We start from the raw sequence: 20,129 nt of genomic DNA, 5'->3' as shown, positions 1-20,129 counted from the left end.
GCCGGGTGAGCGCAACGGGAATCACTCGATCGAAGGCAACTGGGGCTTTTAGTAAATACTCGATTGATTATTAATTGAACATAGATCGGCTCACCGAGAAGAGTCCTGATAAACGCCGAGCACCTGCTGATACTGTCTGGCCAGGTTTCGCAGCGAATCGGCAATCGGCAGCCCGTCGAAGGCTTCCACGGGTAAATCAACACGAATGCCCTGCTCATCAATCAGATAGGCCGATACGAGCGTATTTCCCAGAGAGACAAAGCTGTTGAGTACTTCGAGTTGCGTGTCCAGTTCGGCACAGCAAACGCAGGGGCTATCAGAAGCGCCCAGGGTGAAATGAAGGGTCATGTCGTTGACGGTAGTTTAACGGGTTAGGTACAACTTCTCCGGTTGGGATTGACCGGAAGTCCTGGCTAATCCCAACCGGAGAAAAATCTAGAACGTAATCTTAAACAAGACTCCGTCGCCCATACTGGTTAGGTAAGCGGTGTGATTATCCACCACTTTCAGGTCCGTTGGCATGTTCAGCTTGTCGATCAGTACGTCATTGGTGGTTCCATTTGCCCGTATCAGCCGACCGGTTTTGGGCGTCCAGCCCATTGGGCCAAACACGGCAAATTCAAGGGCTAAATAGTTACCATTTCCATCGTTCTCAATGTCGACCAGACTGTTGAAGGTCTGCTGAAAGACGCTAAGCTTGCCCGACATGTCCATCCGGTAGATAAGCGCTTTACCGGCCGGAAACGGAAAGCCCAGCAACGTACTGATGGCGAACTGCTTGCCGTCGTAGGTAATGCCCGTAGGCACCGACTGTACAAAGGGAGGACCTGGAGGGGGCCCGGCTGGATTGGGATTGGCAATGCCCGGCACGGCCGCTACCACACTCAACTCACCAGTTTTAGACCGGCGTATAATGGCGTTGGCGGCTGCATCGGTGAAGTAAAGCGCCCCGTCGGGTCCCAGAATCATGTTGTACAGATGCGATTCGCCGGTATCCTCAGTGAAGGAATAATCGATGACGAACTTCTGAATAGTTTCCGGTGTCAGACTGGACGCAGCAATCGGCGCATCGCCGGTTTTATACGAGCTTAAATTAAAGGTGTAAAGTCCTTTGGCATTCAGTACGTAAAGGATGCCATCGACTGCCAGCAAGTGATCGGTAGCGTCGAGTTCGTTATCGGGACGTTTGAAGGAATACAGCCCCGTAATAATCGGATGTACTTTTCCATCCGGTGTGATTTCCGACACGCGGCCATCGTTGTTGCCGGTACCTTGTTCGGTTACAAAGACCCGTCCACGGGAGTCGGTCTCTACGCCAATCACCCCGACCAGACCTGTAGCCAGCGTGGTCGTCGTGAGTTGAACGGGCTCGGTGGTAATTCGGTGATCCTGGCATCCGGTGAGTAGGCTACCCATCAGAAATAAACCTAAAAGGGGTAATTTGTTCTGCATAACATGAGGTGTTTTAGAAAAATGGAGCATCTCGACCATCGACTCGTTTCTCACCGAATACTGTCCTGACAGGAATTTGGCAATCAGCCGGTTAACGAAAAAGTGGTCGATCAGGGCCGGGTCAAAAGTAGGGACCAGGCACCCCTTAGGACGATAAGAAATGGTCCAAATCCGATAAGAAATGGTCCATTTGTGGTTAAGACGCCCAAACGATGAGCTAGACAGCGCTCTAATCAGGCTTAATCGATAAACCTGCCAATGCTTCCCGGACGAGCTTTCCGAGAGCATTGGCAGATGCAGGTCGCATGCCCGACACTGGCTGGCATGCCAGTTAATTTAGATGACGTAGTTGCTCGGGCTGGCGCTGCTACGGGGGGCGTATTCGCTCACAAAAAGTGCAGTTCCGTTTTGGCCCCTTTCCACAGCTTCCAGATAGGTTTGGGCTACCATAGCCGCCGTTGGATACAGTGTTTGATCCAGGCCAAACGAACGGGCGGTTTCGGCAACCAGGGGCGGGTGAACAATGACCAGCCTGCGCCCTTCGGTCATGTCCAGGGCAGCCCCTCTGACAAAGCCTTCCAGACCAGCGTTGACCATGGCTACCATCGACGTTGCAGGCCAGGGCGAGTAAGCCAGCATACCGCCTGTCATAACAATCACCCCGTTGGGCTGAAGCTTGGCCATGCCGCTACGTACCATGTTAATCTGGCCCATCAGTTTGCTCGATAACGTCAGCTCTATTTGGGAATCGGTTAGCTGGTCCAGCGAGCCAAAGGCTGCATCACCGCCAATAATCAGAATGGCATCCAGCTCGTCGATCTGCTCGTAAAAAGCCTTGATGCTGGCCTGATCGGTAAAATCAACGCCGGGCTGAGTAGACCGGGAGGCTGTTCTAAGCGTATGTCCCTGCTCGCGAAAGAGCCGATCGACAGCGCTGCCGATGGTGCCCGAGGCTCCAATAAGTAGTACGTTCATCAGAAAGAGTATTGAGTAAGATTAACGTGGGAATACGATCTCGTATGGACCGGTCAATGGAAGTTCTTAACGCACCGGGTCTGCCAATTACACTAAACGGCTGATGGGACGGTACCCCGTAAACGTAATACCAGGTGCCAGGTAACCCGGTTTGATGGGTTCCTCCCGGACTAAGTCGGTACTGAGGTATTTTTTGTTGCAGTCACACAGAATTGTTACCACGCGCGCTTCGGGGCCCATTTCCTGTTGTAGCCTGATCGCGCCGATCAGGTTAGCGCCCGACGAAATCCCTACCGCTATGCCCAGTTGTTGAGCCAGTTTCTGGGCCATGAGTATAGCATCACCATCGCTGGCCTGCACCACAGAATGTAATTCGTTCAGGTGGATACCATCAGGGACAAACTCGTCGAAAAACCCTTGAATTCGGTGCGTTCCGGTTTTATATCCGACGGATAGGGTTGGTGATTCCGCGGGTTCGAGCGGGTGAACACGGATGTCGGGTTTGCGGGACTTGAGGTAACGGCCTACGCCCATCACTGTACCTCCCGTACCCACCCCGGCCACAAAAGCATCGGGTGTAATCCCCACCTGCCGAAGCTGCTGCCAGATTTCCCTGCCCGTTGTCAGACGGTGGGCTTCGGCATTGTCATTATTGGAAAACTGGCGGGGTAGAAAAACGCCCGGGTCAATGACGGCCATCTCTTCCGACCGTCGGATAGCGCCCGTAAATCCACCTTCTTCTTGCGAAAACAGCTCAATATCGGCACCCAGACTTCGGATAATATCAATACGTTCCTGGCTCACACCGGCGGGCATGATAATCGTAACCGGATGCCCCAGCGCCCGACCTATTGCCGAAAAAGCAATGCCCGTACTGCCGCTGGTGGCTTCCACTATACGGTCGCCTGGTTGAATGGTGCCTCTGCGATACGCCTGATGCAATATGTGAAGTGCCATTCGGTCTTTCATGCTGCCGGTCAGGTTGTACTGCTCACACTTTACATAGAGCGAACCAGACTGTCCCTGATACGTATAGGACAGTTCCAGCATAGGGGTGTTGCCAACCAAATACCAGAGTTGTTCAAACTTCTCCTGAACAATGGGTGTCAGCGCAGTTTCCAGGGATAGAATCATAAAACGAAGAGTTTAGGACAGGCTTTATAGTACGGATTGACGCATTCAGACATTCGACCAGGGCGGCCGCTACGTTTATTTTACCTCGTGCAGGTACAGGTAAATAGCTCTTAATTCATCATCGGAATAGGTGAACGCCTGCACGGGCATGTACTTGCTTAACACGCGCCCTTCGGGCGTTTTGCCCGTATGGAACAGGTTGACAAACCCTTGCTGCGTCCATTTACCCAGGTTTCCAGTCGACGAAATGTCGGGAATGGGGGGTTGTTCAGGCGAACGGGAAGGCGCTCCTTTGAAACTGTCGGTGTGGCAACCGGTACACGTAACGGCCAGGTATTTTCCGTAATCAGCGTTAACCGTAAGTTTTACGTCGTCCACATACGTAGCGGTGTGATCAATTTTTTCGGCGGGAAGCAACGGAAATTCACCCACAAACGTAAGAATGCGCCCGAGTGGCTTCAGCGACTTCGGCGGGGTTGTTTTATCGACAGGTGGCTGCTTTTTGACGTAGCTGATGAGGGTCGCCATGTCCTGGTTCGATAAGCCACAGATCTCGTGCGACGGCATAAACCAAAGGGGTTTGTTATCTTTCCCCAGGCCGTGTCGCAACGCCCGAATCCAGTCCTGATCCGTGTACTGAATACCGCCTTTACCACTGGTAATGTTTGACGCCTGTATGTAGCCAATAGGCGACTGTTCATCGGCAAACACTTCACCCGTAGCGAGATCGGCACCATGACAAGCCAGGCAACCCCTGATCTCGGCCACGTGCCGACCTGCGACGTAAGAAGCTGAATCGTCGGGGATGGCGAGAGTCTGGAGTTCTACGTCGTATATTTTATTAATACTCGCTTCGGTTTTGGCGTAAACAAACCCGTAAAATGCAAGGAGCAGAAGGACCAGGCTGCCTAAAACAATACCAGTCCATTTGACAATTTTCTTGAACATGGGAATGATTAATAAAAGGGAAGATTCGTTGGATATTCTAGATCTTAAGACAAGCCAAAAGTAGGGGACGGGCACTGCTGGGAGCGATAAGGATTGATCCAAATCCGATAAGAAATGGTCCAAAGGCGCATAAATACCCCTGCAAAGGCTACCCAATCAACCTTGAGCGACAAACTCGGTGGGACTCAACTGATACAGGTCCCGAAACAACTTGCTGAAGTAGGCCGGGCTCTCGAAGCCCACCTGATAGGCCACTTCCTTCACTGAAACGCCTGAGCGCAGGAGCTGAGTGGCTCGTTTGAGCCGGTAATTACGTAGCAGTTCATGGGCGGTCAGCCCCGTCAGCGCTTTTACCTTGCGGAACAGATTGGTGCGGCTCATGCCTAATTCACTCAACATGTGATCAAGACCAAAGCCAGCGTCACTCAGGTTGGCTTCGATCAGGGCGTACAAGCGAGTCAGAAACGGATCGGTGGGTTCGGAGACCGGTTGAGAAAGAGCCGAATTAGGGTTATTTAGACTGGCCTGCACCCAATCGCGTTGCCGTTGTTTGCTCACCAGTTGGTTGCGTACCCGAAGTTGAAGTTCGGTGATCTGAAAAGGCTTGGTCAGGTAATCATCGGCCCCGAGCGAGAGACCCGCCAACCGATTCTCCACCGACGACTTGGCCGTCAGCAGGATAATCGGGATATGGCTGGTACGTACGTCGGTTTTTAACTGATTGCAGAGTGTGAAGCCGTCCATCAGCGGCATCATCACATCGGAGATGATCAGATCAGGCAAGTGCTCCAGGGCTTGTTCCAGCCCATCGCGTCCGTTCACGGCGCGCCGAATGCGATACGTATGGGGCAGGCTTTCGGCTATGAACCGGGCCAGTTCATCATTATCTTCCACGATAAGTAACCGGGGCTGTTCCGATTGCTCTGCAACTGTCGGGGCATCGTCGTTAGCAATCTGTTCCCAGGGAGCCGTTACGTCCGGAGTTGACTCCGATGGTGCAGCCCGTCGATATGGTAACTCGACCACGAACGTAGTGCCTTTGTGAAGCTGGCTCTCAACTGAAATCCGCCCTCCCTGCAACTGGACCAGCTCCTGAACCAAGGCCAGACCGATACCCGTACCCGGTGTATCGTTCGTATCATGTACCTGGTAAAAGCGGTCGAAGATATGAGGAAGGTGCTGAGCCGAAATTCCAGCGCCCGTATCGCTAACGGTAAGTCGGATATGCCCCGAGGCTTCCGTCAAGGATACGGTAATGGTACCCGCTTTGGTGAATTTAAGCGCGTTGGCCACCAGGTTAGTCACAATCCGTTCCAGCTTTTCGGCATCGAACCAGTAGTCGCCCGTTACCTCGGAGTCAAACGTCAGACTCAGCCCCTGATTAGTAGCCTGATCCGTTAAGGGATTTAGCCAGTGTCGGATAAATTCGGTTAGGTTTCCCCGCGACTCGTGCACGGGCATGACGCTGGCTTCCAGCCTGGACAGATCCAGCAATTGGTTGATCAGCCGTAGCAGTTGGTGGGCGTTCTGTTCAATGGTTTGCAGTCTTCGCCGATTTTTTGGAGTCGGGTTCTCACTCGCCATCTGTTCGGTAGGAGCCAGAATGAGCGTGAGGGGCGTCCGGAACTCGTGGGTGATGTTGGTAAAAAAATTGGACTTGAGTGTATCGACGGCCCGGAGCTGGTCGGCCTCCTGCTGACGGAGCCGAATGGCCTGGTTGAGTCGGAGTCGATTGAAATAAATCCGAAGGAGCCCCCAGGCTATGCCTAAACCGATCAGGACATAAAGAACAGTGGCCCACCAGGTGGCCCAGAGGGGCGGCTGAATGGTGATGGCCAGCTTACGCACGTACCGACTCCACCGGCCTGACGTATTGGATGCGTTAACAGCCAGCCTGTAATCGCCCGGTGGCAGGTTAGTATAAACGGCCTCGGGCCGGTCCGTTTCTTTCCAGGCATCTTCCAGTCCTTCCAGCCGGTAGCGGTAGCGGTTCTTAGCGGGTTGATTGAATTGCAGGGCCGTAAACTGAACGGTCAGGTAATTCTGATCGTGGGCTAACACGAGCTGATCGGTAGCCTGGATGGGTAACGTGCCCAGTAAAGATCGGTTAGCAGACTTAGTTGTGTCCGTACCGTTCAGGACTGGCAGATCAGGCTGAATTGCCTGATTATTCACCTGAAGTTGCGTTAATTCAACTCTGGGCTCAAACGTATCCCGACCAATCTGGCGGGGATTGAACAGAGTGAAGCCTTCCAGACCAGCCATCAGTATGTTGCCCTCGGGAAACTGGACGTAATGGTTCCGGTTAAACTCGTCGGCCATAATGCCGTCATCCCGCGTAAAAGTCTGAGTGGTAAATGTCCGGCGGTTCATCCGGCATAACCCTTTGTTGGTACCCACCCACAAATACCCGTAGTGGTCGGGCAGGGCCGAGTACACGACGTTGTTGGGCAACCCGGCAGATTGGGTAAACCGGCGAAATCGCCCCGTTCGTTTGTCGAACAAACACAACCCACCACCAAAGGTACCGATCCATAACCGGTTAACGTCGGCGGGATCGGCTGACAAACAGTAAAGCGCATTACTGCTCAGGGATGTAGCATCGTTGGGTCGGTTGACAAATTGCTGAACCTCGCCATTCCGTCGGTCGAGCCGCCAGAGCCCCCCCAACTGACTGGCCAGCCAGAGCGCCTGTTTATCGACCACGAATTCTGTAATAGGACCTGAGGATAAGCTGGTAGGAATCGGGTAGCGAAACCGGGTCCAGCGCTGCGTCGACTCATCGAACCAGAACGCCGTTGTGTCATACACCGCCCAGACCCGGCCCTGGGGATCGGTGGTCTGAGGGCTGGGATGGATTAAACTCCCTTCGGTGATATAGCGGGTGGGTAAGGGAAAAGGCTCGGTCCGGCCGGTTCTCCGATCCATCCGATACAAATCCGGAGTGCCTACGCTGAACCAGAAACGGCCTGCCCGATCAAAGGTCGATCGAAACGTATAGGTATTTAATCCGCGCAGGTTGGCTAGTACCGCCGGGGAAACGGGGGGAAGACCCAGCGAATCGCGGGTGAGCAGGTCCAGGTAAAATTCACGCCTATACCGGCGCTTCTGAAAAGGACTCGGCTGCAGATCGTAGGTGCGGATTCCCGCTCCGCTGGTACCCATCCACAAGACATTGGTCCGATCGACGAGTAAACTCTGGCACTCATCGTTAGTCTGGTCCCAGTGTGCAACGAGCTGGACACCCTGCGTGTCGGTAAATCGAAATAAATTACCCAATCTCCCAAAATAGACCGCTCCCTGCCGGTCGATAGCCGTATGCCAGCCTACTCCATAACTCGCAACTGGCAATGGATAGGCCCGCAACTGACCCGTGCGGGGCTGGAGCAGCGTCAGGTAGTGCTGCGAGAAGAGCAGGAGCTCACCATTCGGCCGGAGACGAATGGTGGTGGGCATATCGTTCGGCAGTAACTGGGCCTGCCCAGGCAAGTCTCGCCAGTGGGTAAATTGTTGAGTAGCTTCGTCAAAGCGGTCCAGTCCACGAACCGTCACCAGCCAGATCGTCCCGTCCGCATCTTCCTGCATAGAAAAAATGCTATTGCTACTGATAGACGAAGCTTGCCCGGGTTGGTGACGAAACCACTGCCCCTGTTTTTTGGCTACATCCCAGCAAAAGAGGCCACCGCCAAAATCCATCAGCCAGAGTCGATCCTGTCGATCGATGTATATACTATAGGTAGTACCGGGCTTTACCAGTTGGCGGAAAGCGGCTTGCTGGGAGAGATTGGTAAAGGTTTCGGTGCGCGGGTCGAACACATCGATATCCCCCCGCTCGGAGGTGATCCAGATGCGTCCGTGCCGATCCAGTTCAATTTGGTTAACGCCCACAAAAGAAAGAGAAGGCCGCCCGTTGGGATCGGGTTGAAAGACTTTAAACCGCTGGCCATCGTACCGGCAGAGGCCATCACGGGTAGCGGCCCAGATAAAGCCCTGTTTACCCTGAAGGAGAGCAGGGACAAAGGCCTGCGGTAATCCCTGCCTGTCGGTGATGAGTTTAGGCTGGGGTAATTGAAACGACTGCGCCCGTAGGCCGTCCGATGAGGCCAGCGTGAGCAGAACAATAAACAGAACGCGTATAACCGACGGTATGTACCTGTTCATACCAGATTACGAGGCTCAGTGTACATCGTCCAGACAGAGATGTAGCCTAGAGGCATCGCCATTTGTTTATGGGTTCGTTGAGAGATGAACGTAACAAAGCTAGCTCTTTTACAGTAGAGTCAACGCTTCCTGCCTCAAAATGAGCGTGTTTTACTCATATGTCACTTCATCTACCCTCAACCGTGTTTAACTGGCGTTAAAACCAGAAACAATTGCTTGTCAACATGCAGGAGTATAGTAACGTGTACTGATATGAGCTTGCTCGATTTCATTCCTAACACATCCAATATACGTTAACCACACTGCGAAGCCTTATTACTAGATAAGCCTTGGGCTTATTCTTCCCGTTACGTTATGATACTAGCTCACACTTCACCCGATAGAATCTTTTTCCGGTGTAATTCGCCCCAGTTACGTAGTGATTCGATTACATCACCCAGCGTTTTACTATGTGGGGTTAAGGTGTAGGTAACTTTTACCGGATACGTATCATACACCGTTCGTTTTACTAATCCATTTACTTCCATATCGCGCAATTCCTTGGAGAGCATCCGGTCGGTAATTCCGTGAACCTCCCTGGAAATTTCGCCAAACCGTTTCTCCCCAAACGTGAGTGCCACAATAATGGGCAGTTTCCATTTGCCATTCAATACGTCCAGCGCATCCCGTATCGGACGTAAAGTAGTCACGCATTCCTCTTGCTTTAGTTGGGTTGCTTCCATCTTATTCAGCATCTACAAAGTATACGCATAAAAGTAGCATAATTCACTATACTCAAGTATAGAGCTATACAATAGTATAGTGCTTACAAAAGTATAGTAAACAACGTAAATTTGCACCAGCAATACGGGAGAACATTTCGCCCTGTTTAAAAAGCATACGACATGACTATTCATAGAGAATTGGTTCATATATACACCCCTCCTACTCAACAGGGATTTTTGGGGGCAGGTCACCTTGCTAGTCCGGTTATTCAGGTGGACTTTACGGAGAGTGACCCGTTCATTATTTTAATGGACGATCGACTCGACAAACAAGATGAGCTACCGGTCGGAGGGGCGCACCCGCATGCCGGTTTCGAAACGGTATCCTTACTCCTGGAAGGTGGAGTAGGCGACGAGGCCCATCGAATGAAAGGGGGCGATTTACAGCTTATGACCGCAGGCAGTGGGATCATTCACACAGAAACCATCGATCAAAAAGCGACGATGCGGCTGTTGCAGTTATGGCTGAATCTGCCCAAAAGAGATCGATGGGTTCAGCCACGGGTACAGGATCTTAGGTTGGAAAAGGTACCTACCCTAACCCAGGAGGGCCTCACTATAAAGGTCTACAGTGGTTCGCTGGGTGGTGTAACTTCACCCATTCAAAATTACGTTCCTCTGCTTATCGCCGATATCCAGTTGTTGCCGGGCGTGACTACTGTGCAACAGATTCCGGCATCGTACACCGCTTTTTTGTATGTTCTTGAGGGGAGTCTACAAGTTGGAGACGAAGCGAAAGAGGTCCATCAGAATCAGGTGGGCTGGCTTAACCGCTACGCTGAGGAAGCTCAGAGCGAAATCAAACTGACCGGTGGCGAAGCCGGCAGTCGGGTTATTCTCTACGGCGGAGAGCCGCAGGGAGATGCCATCGTGTCGCATGGCCCTTTCATTGGCGATACGCAGGAGGATATCCGAAGGCTCTATCAGGAATACAGGCAGGGTCGAATGAACCACATCGCTACCGTACCAGCATCGCAACGGATTCTCTGGTAAACCCAACCACGGGTTCGGTTTCATTTTAAAGACGTTTTGCCTGAGCAGTGCCTTAAACGCTTACTAAATACTTTCAAATTTTCAAATATTTAGATTTATGTCAACCACAAAATGGGTCCTCGACCCTACTCACAGCGAATTAGGTTTCAAGATCAAACACCTGATGATTAGTAATGTATCGGGTACGTTCCAACAATTTCAGGTCGAAGTTGAAACAGATGATGATGATTTTAGCACGGCCCGGATAGAGGCTACCGCTGAGATTGGATCAATCCATACCAACAATGAACAACGAGACGATCACCTGCGTAAGTCAGATTTTTTTGAAGCCGAAGTTTACCCTCAGCTGTTTTTTCAGTCAACTAACGTAGAGAAGTTGGACGAGGATCGCTTTTACGTCTATGGCGATTTAACGATGAAAGGTGTCCGTAAACCCGTTAAATTATCAGTTGACTACAGTGGCATCACCAAAGACCCCTGGGGCGGAGTCCGAGTTGGGTTTACCATCAGCGGCAAAATTAACCGTAGCGATTGGGGCATAAACTTCAATGGTGTGCTGGAAACGGGTGGGTTAGCGCTGAGTGAGGAAGTAAAGATTCAGAGTGAAGTTCAACTCGTTAAGCAAACTGAATCCGTACTGGCCTGATTAAAAAGTTTTGTTCTAAGCCGCCCGCTAAAGCTCCTGAAAAGCCAAGAGTTTTAGCGGGCGGCTTAATTATTTCACTGTGTGGCAACTTTATTGAGCGACTAAGGGTCTCTTCTATAAATTGACGTACGTATGACCAATAAAGTGTCTTTTGTTCCTGCCTGGCTAATCTTGTTATCTTCGGTCAGTATCTGGCTTGTCACCTCCTGTGCCAGCCCCAAACCTTTTTCAATCAAAGGTACCGTTCAACGAACGGAGCCGGGTAAGGATGGGTATACGGCTAGCCTGCGCGACCAACAGGGAAGCGAGTTTGATGCCCTGGTGAGCCGGGTACGTATGCAGCAATCGTATCGTCAGTTGGAGGTTGGCGAAAAAGTAAGGCTGGTTGGCGATACCATTCACTTGAATGGACGCGTTCGCGTACTGGTCAACCAAATTCAATGACTTTCTCACTCGATTACCTGCCAGTAACTAACGATAACCCAACTTAATACGTATTTGTCGCAGCGTCTACAGCGGTGGCAAACGTTACGTTATACGGAGAGTTGAGCCTGCCTGAACAGGTCTACATCACGGCGTGAGTTCAGGTCAATAGCTCCAGCCTCGAAAGGCACTTCCGAACAATCGCTACGGTGCCGCACAATCACCCACTTTACGCCTTTGTCGCCTTCGAGCTGAAGCAGCTCCGCGAAATAATCGCGACTGAACAGGGCTGGTACGCTAATCTGTGTATCGTACCGACAAGCCACTATTCCTTTTTGTTCATCCTTCTGTACTTCGAATATATGTAGCAATAATCCCAGCGATACCATTGGCTGATCCGTGTGTAGCACCAGTACCTGGTCAATGTCCTTGTGCGTAATATAAAGAGCCGCCAACCCCGTTTTCAACGACGAAGCCTGCCCCGTATGCCAGCTTGGATTATCGACCAACGTAACGGGTAAACCACTTAATTCGGGTACGATACGTTCTCGATTAGCACCAAGTACTACCACAACAGGTCCTCGTTGTAACGCCAGTGCGCTTTCCGTAATCCGACGGATAAGCGATTGATCTTTGTACATCAACAATTGTTTGGGTTCGCCCCCCATACGGGATGAGTCCCCGGCAGCTAATATGATGGTTCCGATTTTCAAAGGAAGTTTATTTAAGCGAGTTCGGCAGTTCAGCGCTTGTGATCCGATCATTGCGGGGCATTCCGGCTATTTCTAGGTAATGTATCTCCGGTACCATCGCAATGAAAAAGACAACGGCTGAACCGTATACCATCAGAACACCTTAGCCCGCCGGTGGGTTCTGTCGATGGGCAAACACATCCGCTGGATACCCTACCTCAACCAGCGAAAGTCCTTCGGCGGGAGCCGCCCGACCAGCTTGTTTACGATCGCGCGCATCAATCACCTGATTAAACTCAGCTACGCTCAGGCGGTGCTGACCTACATCCAGTAAGGTGCCAACAATGGCGCGAACCATACCCCGCAGAAACCGATCCGCCCGAATGTGAAAGGTTAATTCGCCCGTGGGTTTCTGTTCCCAATACGCTGTATCAATCCGGCAGTTAAAGGTTTTTACGTCGGTTTTAACCTTACTAAAACTTTCAAAATCCGTGTGCGTGAGCAAACAACTGGCCGCTTCGTTCATGCGCGGTACGTCCAGCGGTAAAGTAAATACGTAGGCCAGCCCCTCGCGAAACGGATCTTTTCGGCGGATAATCTGATACTGGTAATACCGATACGTAGCGGTGTATCGGGCATGATCGTCGGCACGTACCGGAAAGCAATCGTACACCGCAATATCCGGGGGAATTAAACTATTTATCGAACGGAGCAGGTTCGTGGGCAATAGAGACTCCGTTTCAAAATGAGCAAACTGTTGCCCGGCATGAACACCAGTATCCGTACGTCCGCTGCCCACAATAGCAATCGGTTGCCTGAACACCGTTGTCAGTGCCGTTTCGAGTACCTCCTGCACACTGATTCCGTTGGGTTGCCGCTGCCAGCCATGATACCGAGTGCCCCGGTAGGCCAGCTCAAGAAAGTAACGCATAGTTAGGGCAAAAGTACGAAGCACACGGCAGGATGAAATGGTAAAGGGCTTTAGCGTCAGACTAGATTAGTCTAAAGCCAAAGCCCCGGTCAAAGAAGGAAGGAACGAAAACTAAACGAGAAATCTGCTAAACTGTTTACTCATTGGAAGTTAACCGCCAAATTTCTCGTTGCGTCCGCTTTTATCGGCGTCGCCGGTGATTGCCCCCTTGGCCATCTCGAACAGCTTCACCATTTTACCACCCGGCCGGTCCCAGTACTCGCCCGCATGAATGGTAACTTTCAGCAGCGCGATGTGCGGGTCTTCTTTTCCGTTCGGAAACCAGGTTTTCAGAAAATCGCTCCAGAGCTCATTGATTTTCATGCGGTCTTTTACAACCTGGGCGATTCCTTTCGTGGTTACGTATAACTCCGATCCCGGATCGGAGAAGGCGACACTCACCCGCTGGTCATGCTTCACCTCGTCTACCTTAGGTGAATTGTCGTAGGTGAAAAACCACATCGTCCCGTCAGGGTCCATCTGGTGAGTCGCCATCGGGCGCGTATGAAAATCGCCATCCTCTTCCAGCGTGGTGAGCATGGCAATTCGGATGTCCTTGATTTTATCCCGGAGCTTGTCCAGCTCCATCGAGTTTAATGTCTGTTCAGCTTGCATCAGCCTGGTTCGTTTGTTGTCTTTCCTTAAAACTCCATTATATGGATAGGGTTTAAAGAAATACACGAAAACTGAACCAGCGCCTACTTAAACCGCCCGAGCGTTTACAAGCGTTCAACTTCAAACCGGAGTTCATCAACCAGTTGCCGAAGGCGTTCGGTATTGGGGGCGGGCGGTGGCAACTGCTGGCTGACAAAGGCCCGGATCTCCCAGACTTCGAGAACCTCTTTCAACGCAATCTCGCGGTTTGGAATGGTGGGCTGATCGGCCGTCAGCAGCAGCGTTCCTTTGACTTTCACCTGATTGTACACTCTCCGACAGCAGATACCCACGCCCTGCACGAGCAGGATATACATTTTTCCGTCGGCAATGTCGAACCAGTTTCTGACGAACTGACCCACCAGCAACGCCCCCGGAAACGTAAAATCATCGCCTGCTTCGAATGCCCGGTAATGGCCTTCGGGCAGCGTCGGTAGGTGCATGGCGGGCAGCCGGTGCAAAAAATCAGCGTGCTGATACCGCTGGCTATAGTCGCCAAACTGGTGCTGCATCACAACCGGGATGGTCGGCGCTACGGCCTGAACCGGCGGATTGGGGCGCGTGGACGTACTGGCTCCTTCGTAAACATTGTTGAACGTAAGCGGCTCGGCAGCCCGGCTCTCGGGCTGCCGTATCGGTACGCCCGACGACAGTGCTGACCGATTTTCGGGCTGCTGACCAAACAGCCGATCCACCGGCGACTCGGTAGGCGCTGGCTGGAACCCGGCCGACTGCGTGCGTTCGCTGACCGGGTGCATGGGTGGTGTAATTACGGGCGGAGCGGGCGCCTGACGCACCTCGCGCGGTGGGGCGGGACGTACCTCTTCCTGCTGGCGATAATACTTGCTCAGCACCGAAGCCAGTGGCTGCGGCTCGGGCGTTTTCGGCTCCGGCTGGGCAAATATATCGGGGAAGTCAGGATGCTGAAATGGATCGTCCTCGTCTGTATCAATCTTTCCATCCGAGCGAATGCTGTGCGTACGCGACTCGGCCGATCGGCCTGACTGACCGAGGGGAATGCTGAGGTTAGGCGTTTCACGAATTTTTCGCAGGTCCTGCCGCGTCAGTAATTCAACCGTGGTGTTAAACGCCTTGGCTATGGCTTGTAAGTTCTGTTGATTCGGGTTAGCTCTGGCTTCCTCATAAGCTCCTAGCAACGAACGCTTTATATTTATCTTCCGAGAAAATTGCTCTTGCGTTAAACCATTCAGTTTGCGCAGGTAGCGGATGTTTTCACTGACGAGCGTCATCCGGTTTGGGTTTACTAAAGTTTGAGCTAAGATAGCCGATTCGGTTTTAAATGCCAATGTCAACCATTTCGGCCATTATTTTGTATTTTAAGGGTATTCGTTTGACTTGATCGTATCGAATTGATTTCCTTTATGAACACCTTACTGGCCAGTACCGATTTGCGGGATGATTTACAGGCGGTTTTTGCGCAACAGCGTCGGCACGCTCCTCAAATGGCGCTGACGACGGCCGATCAGCGTATTGAACGCATCCGGCGCATTCAGCACTGGATAACGACCCACGAATCGGCTATTCAGCAGGCCATGTATGCCGATTTCCGCAAACCATCGGCCGAAGTGACGCTGGGCGAACTCATGGCGCTTCATGCCGAAATCAGGTACACGATCAAGCACCTCAAGCAGTGGATGAAGCCCCAGCGCGTGCCAACCCCGCTTAGTATGGTCGGTACGAAAAGTCATATCCGGCACGAACCCAAAGGCAACATCCTGATCATCTCACCCTGGAATTACCCGTTCGTGCTGTCGATTCGGCCGTTGGTGTCAGCCCTGGCAGCGGGTAACGTAGTGATTTTGAAACCATCGGAGCTAACGCCGAACACGGCTGGGTTAATCCGGCAAATGATCAGCGAGCTGTTTCCAGCCGACGAAGTGGCCGTGTTTGAAGGCGACGCCGAGGTTGCTAAAGCGTTACTTGACTTACCCTTCAACCACATCTTTTTTACGGGTAGTCCGGCGGTTGGACGTATCGTTATGGCGGCTGCAGCCAAACACCTGGCTTCGGTTACGCTGGAACTGGGCGGCAAGTCCCCCGCCATTGTCGATGAATCCGCCAATATTAAACAGGCAGCCGAACAACTGGCCTGGGGCAAGTGCCTGAACAACGGGCAAACCTGCATTGCGCCCGATTATCTGCTGGTTCATGAGTCGGTGAAGCAGTCGTTGATGCAGGCTATGCAGACTGCCATTGCGGCCATGTATAGACCCGAGGAAAAACCGGTTGAACAGTCAGATAGCTACGCTCGCATTGTAAACAACGCCCATTTTCGCCGGATTAAAGAACTGATCGACGATGCGGTGCAGAAAGGCGCTTCCGTTACGTTGGGCGGACAGATGAATGCCGATCAGAATTTTATTGAACCGACCATTCTGGAAGGGGTTACGAACGATATGCGCGTGATGCAGGACGAAATTTTTGGCCCTGTTTTGCCCGTTCTAACGTATTCCACGCTGGACGAGGCTCTGCAAATCGTTAATCAGCGCGAGAAACCGCTGGCCCTGTATATCCACAGCCGCAACCCGCAACGCACGCAGTATATTCTCGACCGCAGCACGGCCGGTGATAGCGTTGTGAACGATGCGCTGCTCCAGTTCAGTAACGTTGAGTTGCCGTTTGGGGGCGTTAACAACAGCGGACTAGGCAAATCGAACGGCTACTTCAGCTTTCAGGAGTTCTCGAACCAGCGGGGGGTCATGCAGCGCGACTTCGGCACGATGAAGTTTATCTACCCACCGTACACCGACAAGGTAAAGAAGCTGATCAGCTTTCTGGCGAAGTATATATAAAGGGGCGGGACGTTGCATGCTCCGACTTACCGCTTTCGCTCATAAATAATCGTCTGCCCGAAGAGCTCATTGGCAATAGTACCACAGTTGCCGGATTGACCAGCAATCGTAACGACAGATCGGCAAATAACCGACCCATCGCATCGGTAAATGACACCGCCACTGGCGTCAATGCCTATGAACGAGTCGATCTGAAACACCGTGTCGCCCCGGTACGAGGCCTGATAAACCGTTACGTCGGCGTTGTAACGAACAGCACTTGCAATACTATCTTGCAGCCAGTTAAGATCCTTAAGTGGATCGTTGACCTGACAGGTGTTCGGTCGAAACGGTTCATTATGACACGCCAGTATAGCAAGCGCTCCCAGTACAATCAGGTTCTTACCCATAGCTCCTATTTTTAAACGAAGACCCATCTAGGAGTCGGTAAGTTGTAACCGATTCTCGTTGTCCTCCGGCACTATTCTCACTACGTGCTGCAATAGCAGGCTGCTGCGGTAGTAAACAATGGACATCTGCCGTACATTCGTAGTCGCTACTTATGAAAACGTCATTGCTAACGGTGGTTAGCTTATTAACAACGCTGACCACCTTCGCCCAGATTCTTCCCGTTTTAGACCAGAACCCAACGAGCCTCCGCTGGTACCGGCTATCCACTCCTCATTTTCGCGTTGTTTACCCCGCTGGGTTCGATTCTACGGCGCAGCGTACCGCTCACCGGTTAGAGAGTTTGTACGAACCCGTTAGTGCTTCGCTCCAAAAGCGTCCCCGTCCTATTTCGGTTGTTCTTCAGAATCAGACAACCAACAGCAACGGCTTTGTTACGTTGTACCCGCGTCGGTCGGAGTTTTTCGCCGTTACGCCCCAAAGTCCGGGTCTGCTCGGTACGTATAACTGGCTTGATCTGCTTTCGGTGCATGAATACCGGCACGTTGTTCAGAACGACAAAGCGCTACAAGGCTATGGTCGGGTTCTGTATACGTTCCTGGGGAACGGAGGACTATTTTTCCCGCTGATTACCGTGCCCGACTGGTTTGCGGAAGGCGACGCGGTCGGCACCGAAACCTTGCTCAGTAACAGCGGCCGGGGCCGGATTCCGAATTTCAGTCTGGGCATGCGGGCCAATCTGCTGGCGGGCAAGCGATTCGATTACCCCAAAGCCGTGGCCGGTTCGTATCGCGACAACGTACCCGATCATTACGTGCTCGGCTACTTTCTGACTACATATCTCAAACGCACGCATGGACCCGATGTCTGGAGCCGGGTGCTAAACCGCAACTACCGCCGTTTTCCGTGGCCGTTTGCGTTTTCAGCCAGTATCAAAAACGAGACCCGCCTGCGCACCGAAGACCTGTACCAGAAGACCATGGACGAGCTGACTGAATCCTGGCAGAATCAGCAGAAACCTCTGTCGTTGACACCCGCTGCTCCGTATCCGATCCAGGCCGAAAAACAGGACTCGAAACGCCCGGTGTTCACCAATTACCAGTACCCGCAATGGGTGTCTGATTCGACGGTACTCTGCGTGAAGAGTGGGCTGGGCGACACGCCCCGATTGGTGTTGCTGACTAAAAATCAGCCGGAGAAAACCATCTTCGTACAAGGATTTCCGAATGATCCTGACCTGCTGTCGGCTACAGCCGAGAAAGCGTGCTGGATTGAGTTTGGCTACGATGCGCGTTGGGGGCAACGGATTTTCTCTAATATCCGATTGCTTGATTTAAAGACTGGTACGCTCACTCGCCTAACGCACCGCGCCCGGTACACAGTAGCGACGCTTTCCCCGGACAGCAAGAAACTGGTCGTGGTGGAGAATACCGCCAACTACACCACCCGCCTGCTCGTCCTTGACGCGACAAATGGAAGAGTTTTGAGACTCGTACCCAATCCGGATCAGGACTTTTTCCAGCACCCTCGCTGGTTAGCCGATAATCAGACGCTCGTTGTGGTCGCGCTTCGGAACGGACAGAAAACCCTCCAGTTGATCGATACCAGAACGAACCAGAAAACCGACCTCCTTCCGCGCGCGAACGAAAACATAAGCCATCCGCAGGCTTGGCGAAATTTCGTTCTTTACAACTCGCCCCGGTCGGGCATTGACAACATTTATGCGGTTGACATCCGCACGAAAGCTCAATTTCAGGTTACGTCGCGTCCGTTAGCCGCTTACCATGCCGCAGTATCGCCATCCGGAAACCGGCTTGCGCTTGAGGACTTTTCAGCGAACGGGTATCGGATTATGGATATGCCGCTCAACCCCGCCGACTGGCGTCCTATCTCCTCCCCTTCCGGTCAGGCAGTGAACAATCCACTCACTCAGTTCATAGGACAGCTTCCGCAGTTGGACCCAGGCGCGAATTCGGGTCGGCAAGTTTTAGCGGATTCGGTACCATTTGCCAGCACTTATTCGCCCTCGCGGTTTAACCGGCTCGCCAACGCCATTAACATTTATAGCTGGGGGCCAACGGTCGGCAGCACGGGCCAGGCCTTATCGGTTGGGTTGAGTTCGCAGGACATCCTAAGTACCACCCAGCTTGGCCTTGGCTACACCTACAACCAGGCCGAACAGGTTGGTAATTTTTTCGCCAACTTCAGCTACCAGGGTCTCTACCCCATCATTGACCTCAGTTTTCAGCACGGCAACCGCAATACGTCGCTCTACGTCGACCGGGTCGAACCCGCCGACAGCCTCCGCTCTGACCGATGGCAGTATAATCAACTAACGGCGGGCATTCGACTGCCCTTCCGCCTGACCCAATCGAAATACGCCCAAAACGTAAGCGTGGCCGCTTATTACAATTATTTGCAGGTGACGGGCTATGATTTGCCCTTCCGGTTCGTAACCGAAGTAGGCTCGGCGGGCTCTCTAAATGCCTTAACGTATAGCTTTAGTTACTCGCGGCTGCTTCGCCAGAGCAAACGGGACGTAGCGCCCCGCTGGGGTCAGACGGTATCGGCCAACTATCGCACCACCCCCTTCGGCGGTCGGCTCAATGGCAATCAATGGGGCGTTCAGGGCAATTTGTATTTCCCTGGTCTGGGGAAGCACCATTCGGTACGGTTACGGGGTGGTTATCAGCAACAGCTCCAGGGCACGTATCGATTCAGTCCGGTGATCTTCTATCCACGCGGTCAACCTTACATCAGCGACGACCAGATCAGTGCGGGTAGCGCCGAGTACCGGCTTCCCATCGCCGACACGCACTGGTCGCTGGGCCGCTGGCTGTACATTCAGCGCATCAAAGCCGCCGGTTTTTATGACCTGGCCTCCGGTTCCAGCCGACTCGAAGTGCGGGATATATACGGGCGGCTGCGCGGTTACGAAACCCGGCATACCGCCTATCAGACAACGGGGGTTGATGTGTCCTTTATCTTCAATGCGCTTCGACTGCGCACGCCCTTTGAAGTGGGGCTTCGAACCATTTACAACGTAACGACTCAGGAGTTTTTGGCTCAGCCGCTAGTGATTGACATCGGTTTTTAACGCAAACAGCCCGAACATTT

At 52.5% G+C, this 20,129-nt stretch carries 17 protein-coding genes; 5 read left to right on the top strand and 12 right to left on the bottom strand.

Translation table 11 applies throughout. The features are described from left to right. Window positions 1-90: 90 nt before the first annotated feature. The 7 genes from ACYVIY_RS08545 to ACYVIY_RS08515 form a co-directional block, all read right to left on the bottom strand. Window positions 91-348, bottom strand: a complete 258-nt coding sequence (locus tag ACYVIY_RS08545) for a hypothetical protein (protein WP_460975885.1) — start codon at window positions 346-348, stop codon at window positions 91-93. 87 nt (window positions 349-435) lie between these two features. Further along, window positions 436-1,452, bottom strand: coding sequence for a ScyD/ScyE family protein (locus ACYVIY_RS08540; RefSeq protein WP_460975884.1), 1,017 nt, complete (start codon window positions 1,450-1,452; stop codon window positions 436-438). Between the two features lie 336 nt (window positions 1,453-1,788). Next, window positions 1,789-2,427 carry a short chain dehydrogenase gene (locus ACYVIY_RS08535; RefSeq protein WP_460975883.1) on the bottom strand — a complete coding sequence of 213 codons (639 nt, stop codon included), beginning with the start codon at window positions 2,425-2,427 and terminating at the stop codon, window positions 1,789-1,791. A gap of 87 nt (window positions 2,428-2,514) precedes the next feature. Then, window positions 2,515-3,561, bottom strand: coding sequence for a PLP-dependent cysteine synthase family protein (locus ACYVIY_RS08530; RefSeq protein ID WP_460975882.1), 1,047 nt, complete (start codon window positions 3,559-3,561; stop codon window positions 2,515-2,517). Window positions 3,562-3,636: 75 nt separating this feature from the next. Beyond that, entirely contained in the window at window positions 3,637-4,509 is an 873-nt protein-coding gene (locus ACYVIY_RS08525; protein ID WP_460975881.1) for a c-type cytochrome, read from the bottom strand. A 156-nt stretch (window positions 4,510-4,665) separates the two neighbouring features. Next, a complete protein-coding gene (locus ACYVIY_RS08520) occupies window positions 4,666-8,670 on the bottom strand; it encodes a hybrid sensor histidine kinase/response regulator transcription factor (RefSeq protein WP_460975880.1) in 4,005 nt (1,334 codons plus the stop codon). Between the two features lie 365 nt (window positions 8,671-9,035). After that, the gene (locus tag ACYVIY_RS08515; RefSeq protein WP_460975879.1) at window positions 9,036-9,392 is read right to left on the bottom strand and encodes a winged helix-turn-helix transcriptional regulator; all 357 of its coding nucleotides are present in this window, start codon (window positions 9,390-9,392) and stop codon (window positions 9,036-9,038) included. A gap of 162 nt (window positions 9,393-9,554) precedes the next feature. Between ACYVIY_RS08515 and ACYVIY_RS08510 the strand changes: the two genes are divergently transcribed. The 3 genes from ACYVIY_RS08510 (at window position 9,555) to ACYVIY_RS08500 (ending at window position 11,517) form a co-directional block, all read left to right on the top strand. Next, on the top strand, window positions 9,555-10,427 hold the full coding sequence (locus ACYVIY_RS08510) for a pirin family protein (protein ID WP_460975878.1): 873 nt from the start codon (window positions 9,555-9,557) through the stop codon (window positions 10,425-10,427). 97 nt (window positions 10,428-10,524) lie between these two features. Then, window positions 10,525-11,073, top strand: coding sequence for a YceI family protein (locus ACYVIY_RS08505; protein ID WP_460975877.1), 549 nt, complete (start codon window positions 10,525-10,527; stop codon window positions 11,071-11,073). A gap of 132 nt (window positions 11,074-11,205) precedes the next feature. Further along, window positions 11,206-11,517 (top strand): hypothetical protein, encoded by a 312-nt coding sequence (locus ACYVIY_RS08500; protein WP_460975876.1) that lies wholly within the window; start codon window positions 11,206-11,208, stop codon window positions 11,515-11,517. Between the two features lie 89 nt (window positions 11,518-11,606). Here ACYVIY_RS08500 and ACYVIY_RS08495 read toward each other — a convergent pair whose 3' ends face one another. The 4 genes from ACYVIY_RS08495 to ACYVIY_RS08480 form a co-directional block, all read right to left on the bottom strand. Beyond that, window positions 11,607-12,209: a nucleotidyltransferase family protein gene (locus tag ACYVIY_RS08495; RefSeq protein ID WP_460975875.1), complete on the bottom strand. Its 603-nt coding sequence runs from the start codon at window positions 12,207-12,209 to the stop codon at window positions 11,607-11,609. Window positions 12,210-12,351: 142 nt separating this feature from the next. Beyond that, window positions 12,352-13,119, bottom strand: coding sequence for a tRNA pseudouridine(38-40) synthase TruA (gene truA / locus ACYVIY_RS08490; protein ID WP_460975874.1), 768 nt, complete (start codon window positions 13,117-13,119; stop codon window positions 12,352-12,354). A gap of 150 nt (window positions 13,120-13,269) precedes the next feature. Further along, window positions 13,270-13,773 (bottom strand): pyridoxamine 5'-phosphate oxidase family protein, encoded by a 504-nt coding sequence (locus ACYVIY_RS08485; RefSeq protein WP_460975873.1) that lies wholly within the window; start codon window positions 13,771-13,773, stop codon window positions 13,270-13,272. Between the two features lie 104 nt (window positions 13,774-13,877). After that, window positions 13,878-15,062 carry a helix-turn-helix domain-containing protein gene (locus tag ACYVIY_RS08480; RefSeq protein WP_460975872.1) on the bottom strand — a complete coding sequence of 395 codons (1,185 nt, stop codon included), beginning with the start codon at window positions 15,060-15,062 and terminating at the stop codon, window positions 13,878-13,880. Between the two features lie 132 nt (window positions 15,063-15,194). On the opposite strand from ACYVIY_RS08480, the gene ACYVIY_RS08475 reads away from it, so the two are divergent. Further along, window positions 15,195-16,625 carry an aldehyde dehydrogenase family protein gene (locus ACYVIY_RS08475; protein WP_460975871.1) on the top strand — a complete coding sequence of 477 codons (1,431 nt, stop codon included), beginning with the start codon at window positions 15,195-15,197 and terminating at the stop codon, window positions 16,623-16,625. 26 nt (window positions 16,626-16,651) lie between these two features. On the opposite strand, the gene ACYVIY_RS08470 is transcribed toward ACYVIY_RS08475, so the two are convergent. Beyond that, window positions 16,652-17,041, bottom strand: a complete 390-nt coding sequence (locus ACYVIY_RS08470) for a hypothetical protein (protein ID WP_460975870.1) — start codon at window positions 17,039-17,041, stop codon at window positions 16,652-16,654. A 125-nt stretch (window positions 17,042-17,166) separates the two neighbouring features. Here ACYVIY_RS08470 and ACYVIY_RS08465 point away from each other — a divergent pair, with 125 nt between their 5' ends. Continuing rightward, window positions 17,167-20,109 carry a hypothetical protein gene (locus ACYVIY_RS08465; RefSeq protein ID WP_460975869.1) on the top strand — a complete coding sequence of 981 codons (2,943 nt, stop codon included), beginning with the start codon at window positions 17,167-17,169 and terminating at the stop codon, window positions 20,107-20,109. Window positions 20,110-20,129: the final 20 nt, after the last annotated feature.

The sequence above is a fragment of the Spirosoma knui genome, from assembly GCF_054780635.1.
Note: the sequence above shows the minus strand (reverse complement) of the source record. Positions and strands in the feature narration are given on the sequence as shown.

Coding starts and splice junctions, on each gene's coding strand:
- ACYVIY_RS08545 (WP_460975885.1), bottom strand. CDS start 348: ATGACCCTTCATTTCACCCTGGGCGCTTCTGATAGCCCCTGCGTTTGC.
- ACYVIY_RS08540 (WP_460975884.1), bottom strand. CDS start 1,452: ATGCAGAACAAATTACCCCTTTTAGGTTTATTTCTGATGGGTAGCCTA.
- ACYVIY_RS08535 (WP_460975883.1), bottom strand. CDS start 2,427: ATGAACGTACTACTTATTGGAGCCTCGGGCACCATCGGCAGCGCTGTC.
- ACYVIY_RS08530 (WP_460975882.1), bottom strand. CDS start 3,561: ATGATTCTATCCCTGGAAACTGCGCTGACACCCATTGTTCAGGAGAAG.
- ACYVIY_RS08525 (WP_460975881.1), bottom strand. CDS start 4,509: ATGTTCAAGAAAATTGTCAAATGGACTGGTATTGTTTTAGGCAGCCTG.
- ACYVIY_RS08520 (WP_460975880.1), bottom strand. CDS start 8,670: ATGAACAGGTACATACCGTCGGTTATACGCGTTCTGTTTATTGTTCTG.
- ACYVIY_RS08515 (WP_460975879.1), bottom strand. CDS start 9,392: ATGGAAGCAACCCAACTAAAGCAAGAGGAATGCGTGACTACTTTACGT.
- ACYVIY_RS08510 (WP_460975878.1), top strand. CDS start 9,555: ATGACTATTCATAGAGAATTGGTTCATATATACACCCCTCCTACTCAA.
- ACYVIY_RS08505 (WP_460975877.1), top strand. CDS start 10,525: ATGTCAACCACAAAATGGGTCCTCGACCCTACTCACAGCGAATTAGGT.
- ACYVIY_RS08500 (WP_460975876.1), top strand. CDS start 11,206: ATGACCAATAAAGTGTCTTTTGTTCCTGCCTGGCTAATCTTGTTATCT.
- truA (WP_460975874.1), bottom strand. CDS start 13,119: ATGCGTTACTTTCTTGAGCTGGCCTACCGGGGCACTCGGTATCATGGC.
- ACYVIY_RS08485 (WP_460975873.1), bottom strand. CDS start 13,773: ATGCAAGCTGAACAGACATTAAACTCGATGGAGCTGGACAAGCTCCGG.
- ACYVIY_RS08480 (WP_460975872.1), bottom strand. CDS start 15,062: ATGACGCTCGTCAGTGAAAACATCCGCTACCTGCGCAAACTGAATGGT.
- ACYVIY_RS08475 (WP_460975871.1), top strand. CDS start 15,195: ATGAACACCTTACTGGCCAGTACCGATTTGCGGGATGATTTACAGGCG.
- ACYVIY_RS08470 (WP_460975870.1), bottom strand. CDS start 17,041: ATGGGTCTTCGTTTAAAAATAGGAGCTATGGGTAAGAACCTGATTGTA.
- ACYVIY_RS08465 (WP_460975869.1), top strand. CDS start 17,167: ATGAAAACGTCATTGCTAACGGTGGTTAGCTTATTAACAACGCTGACC.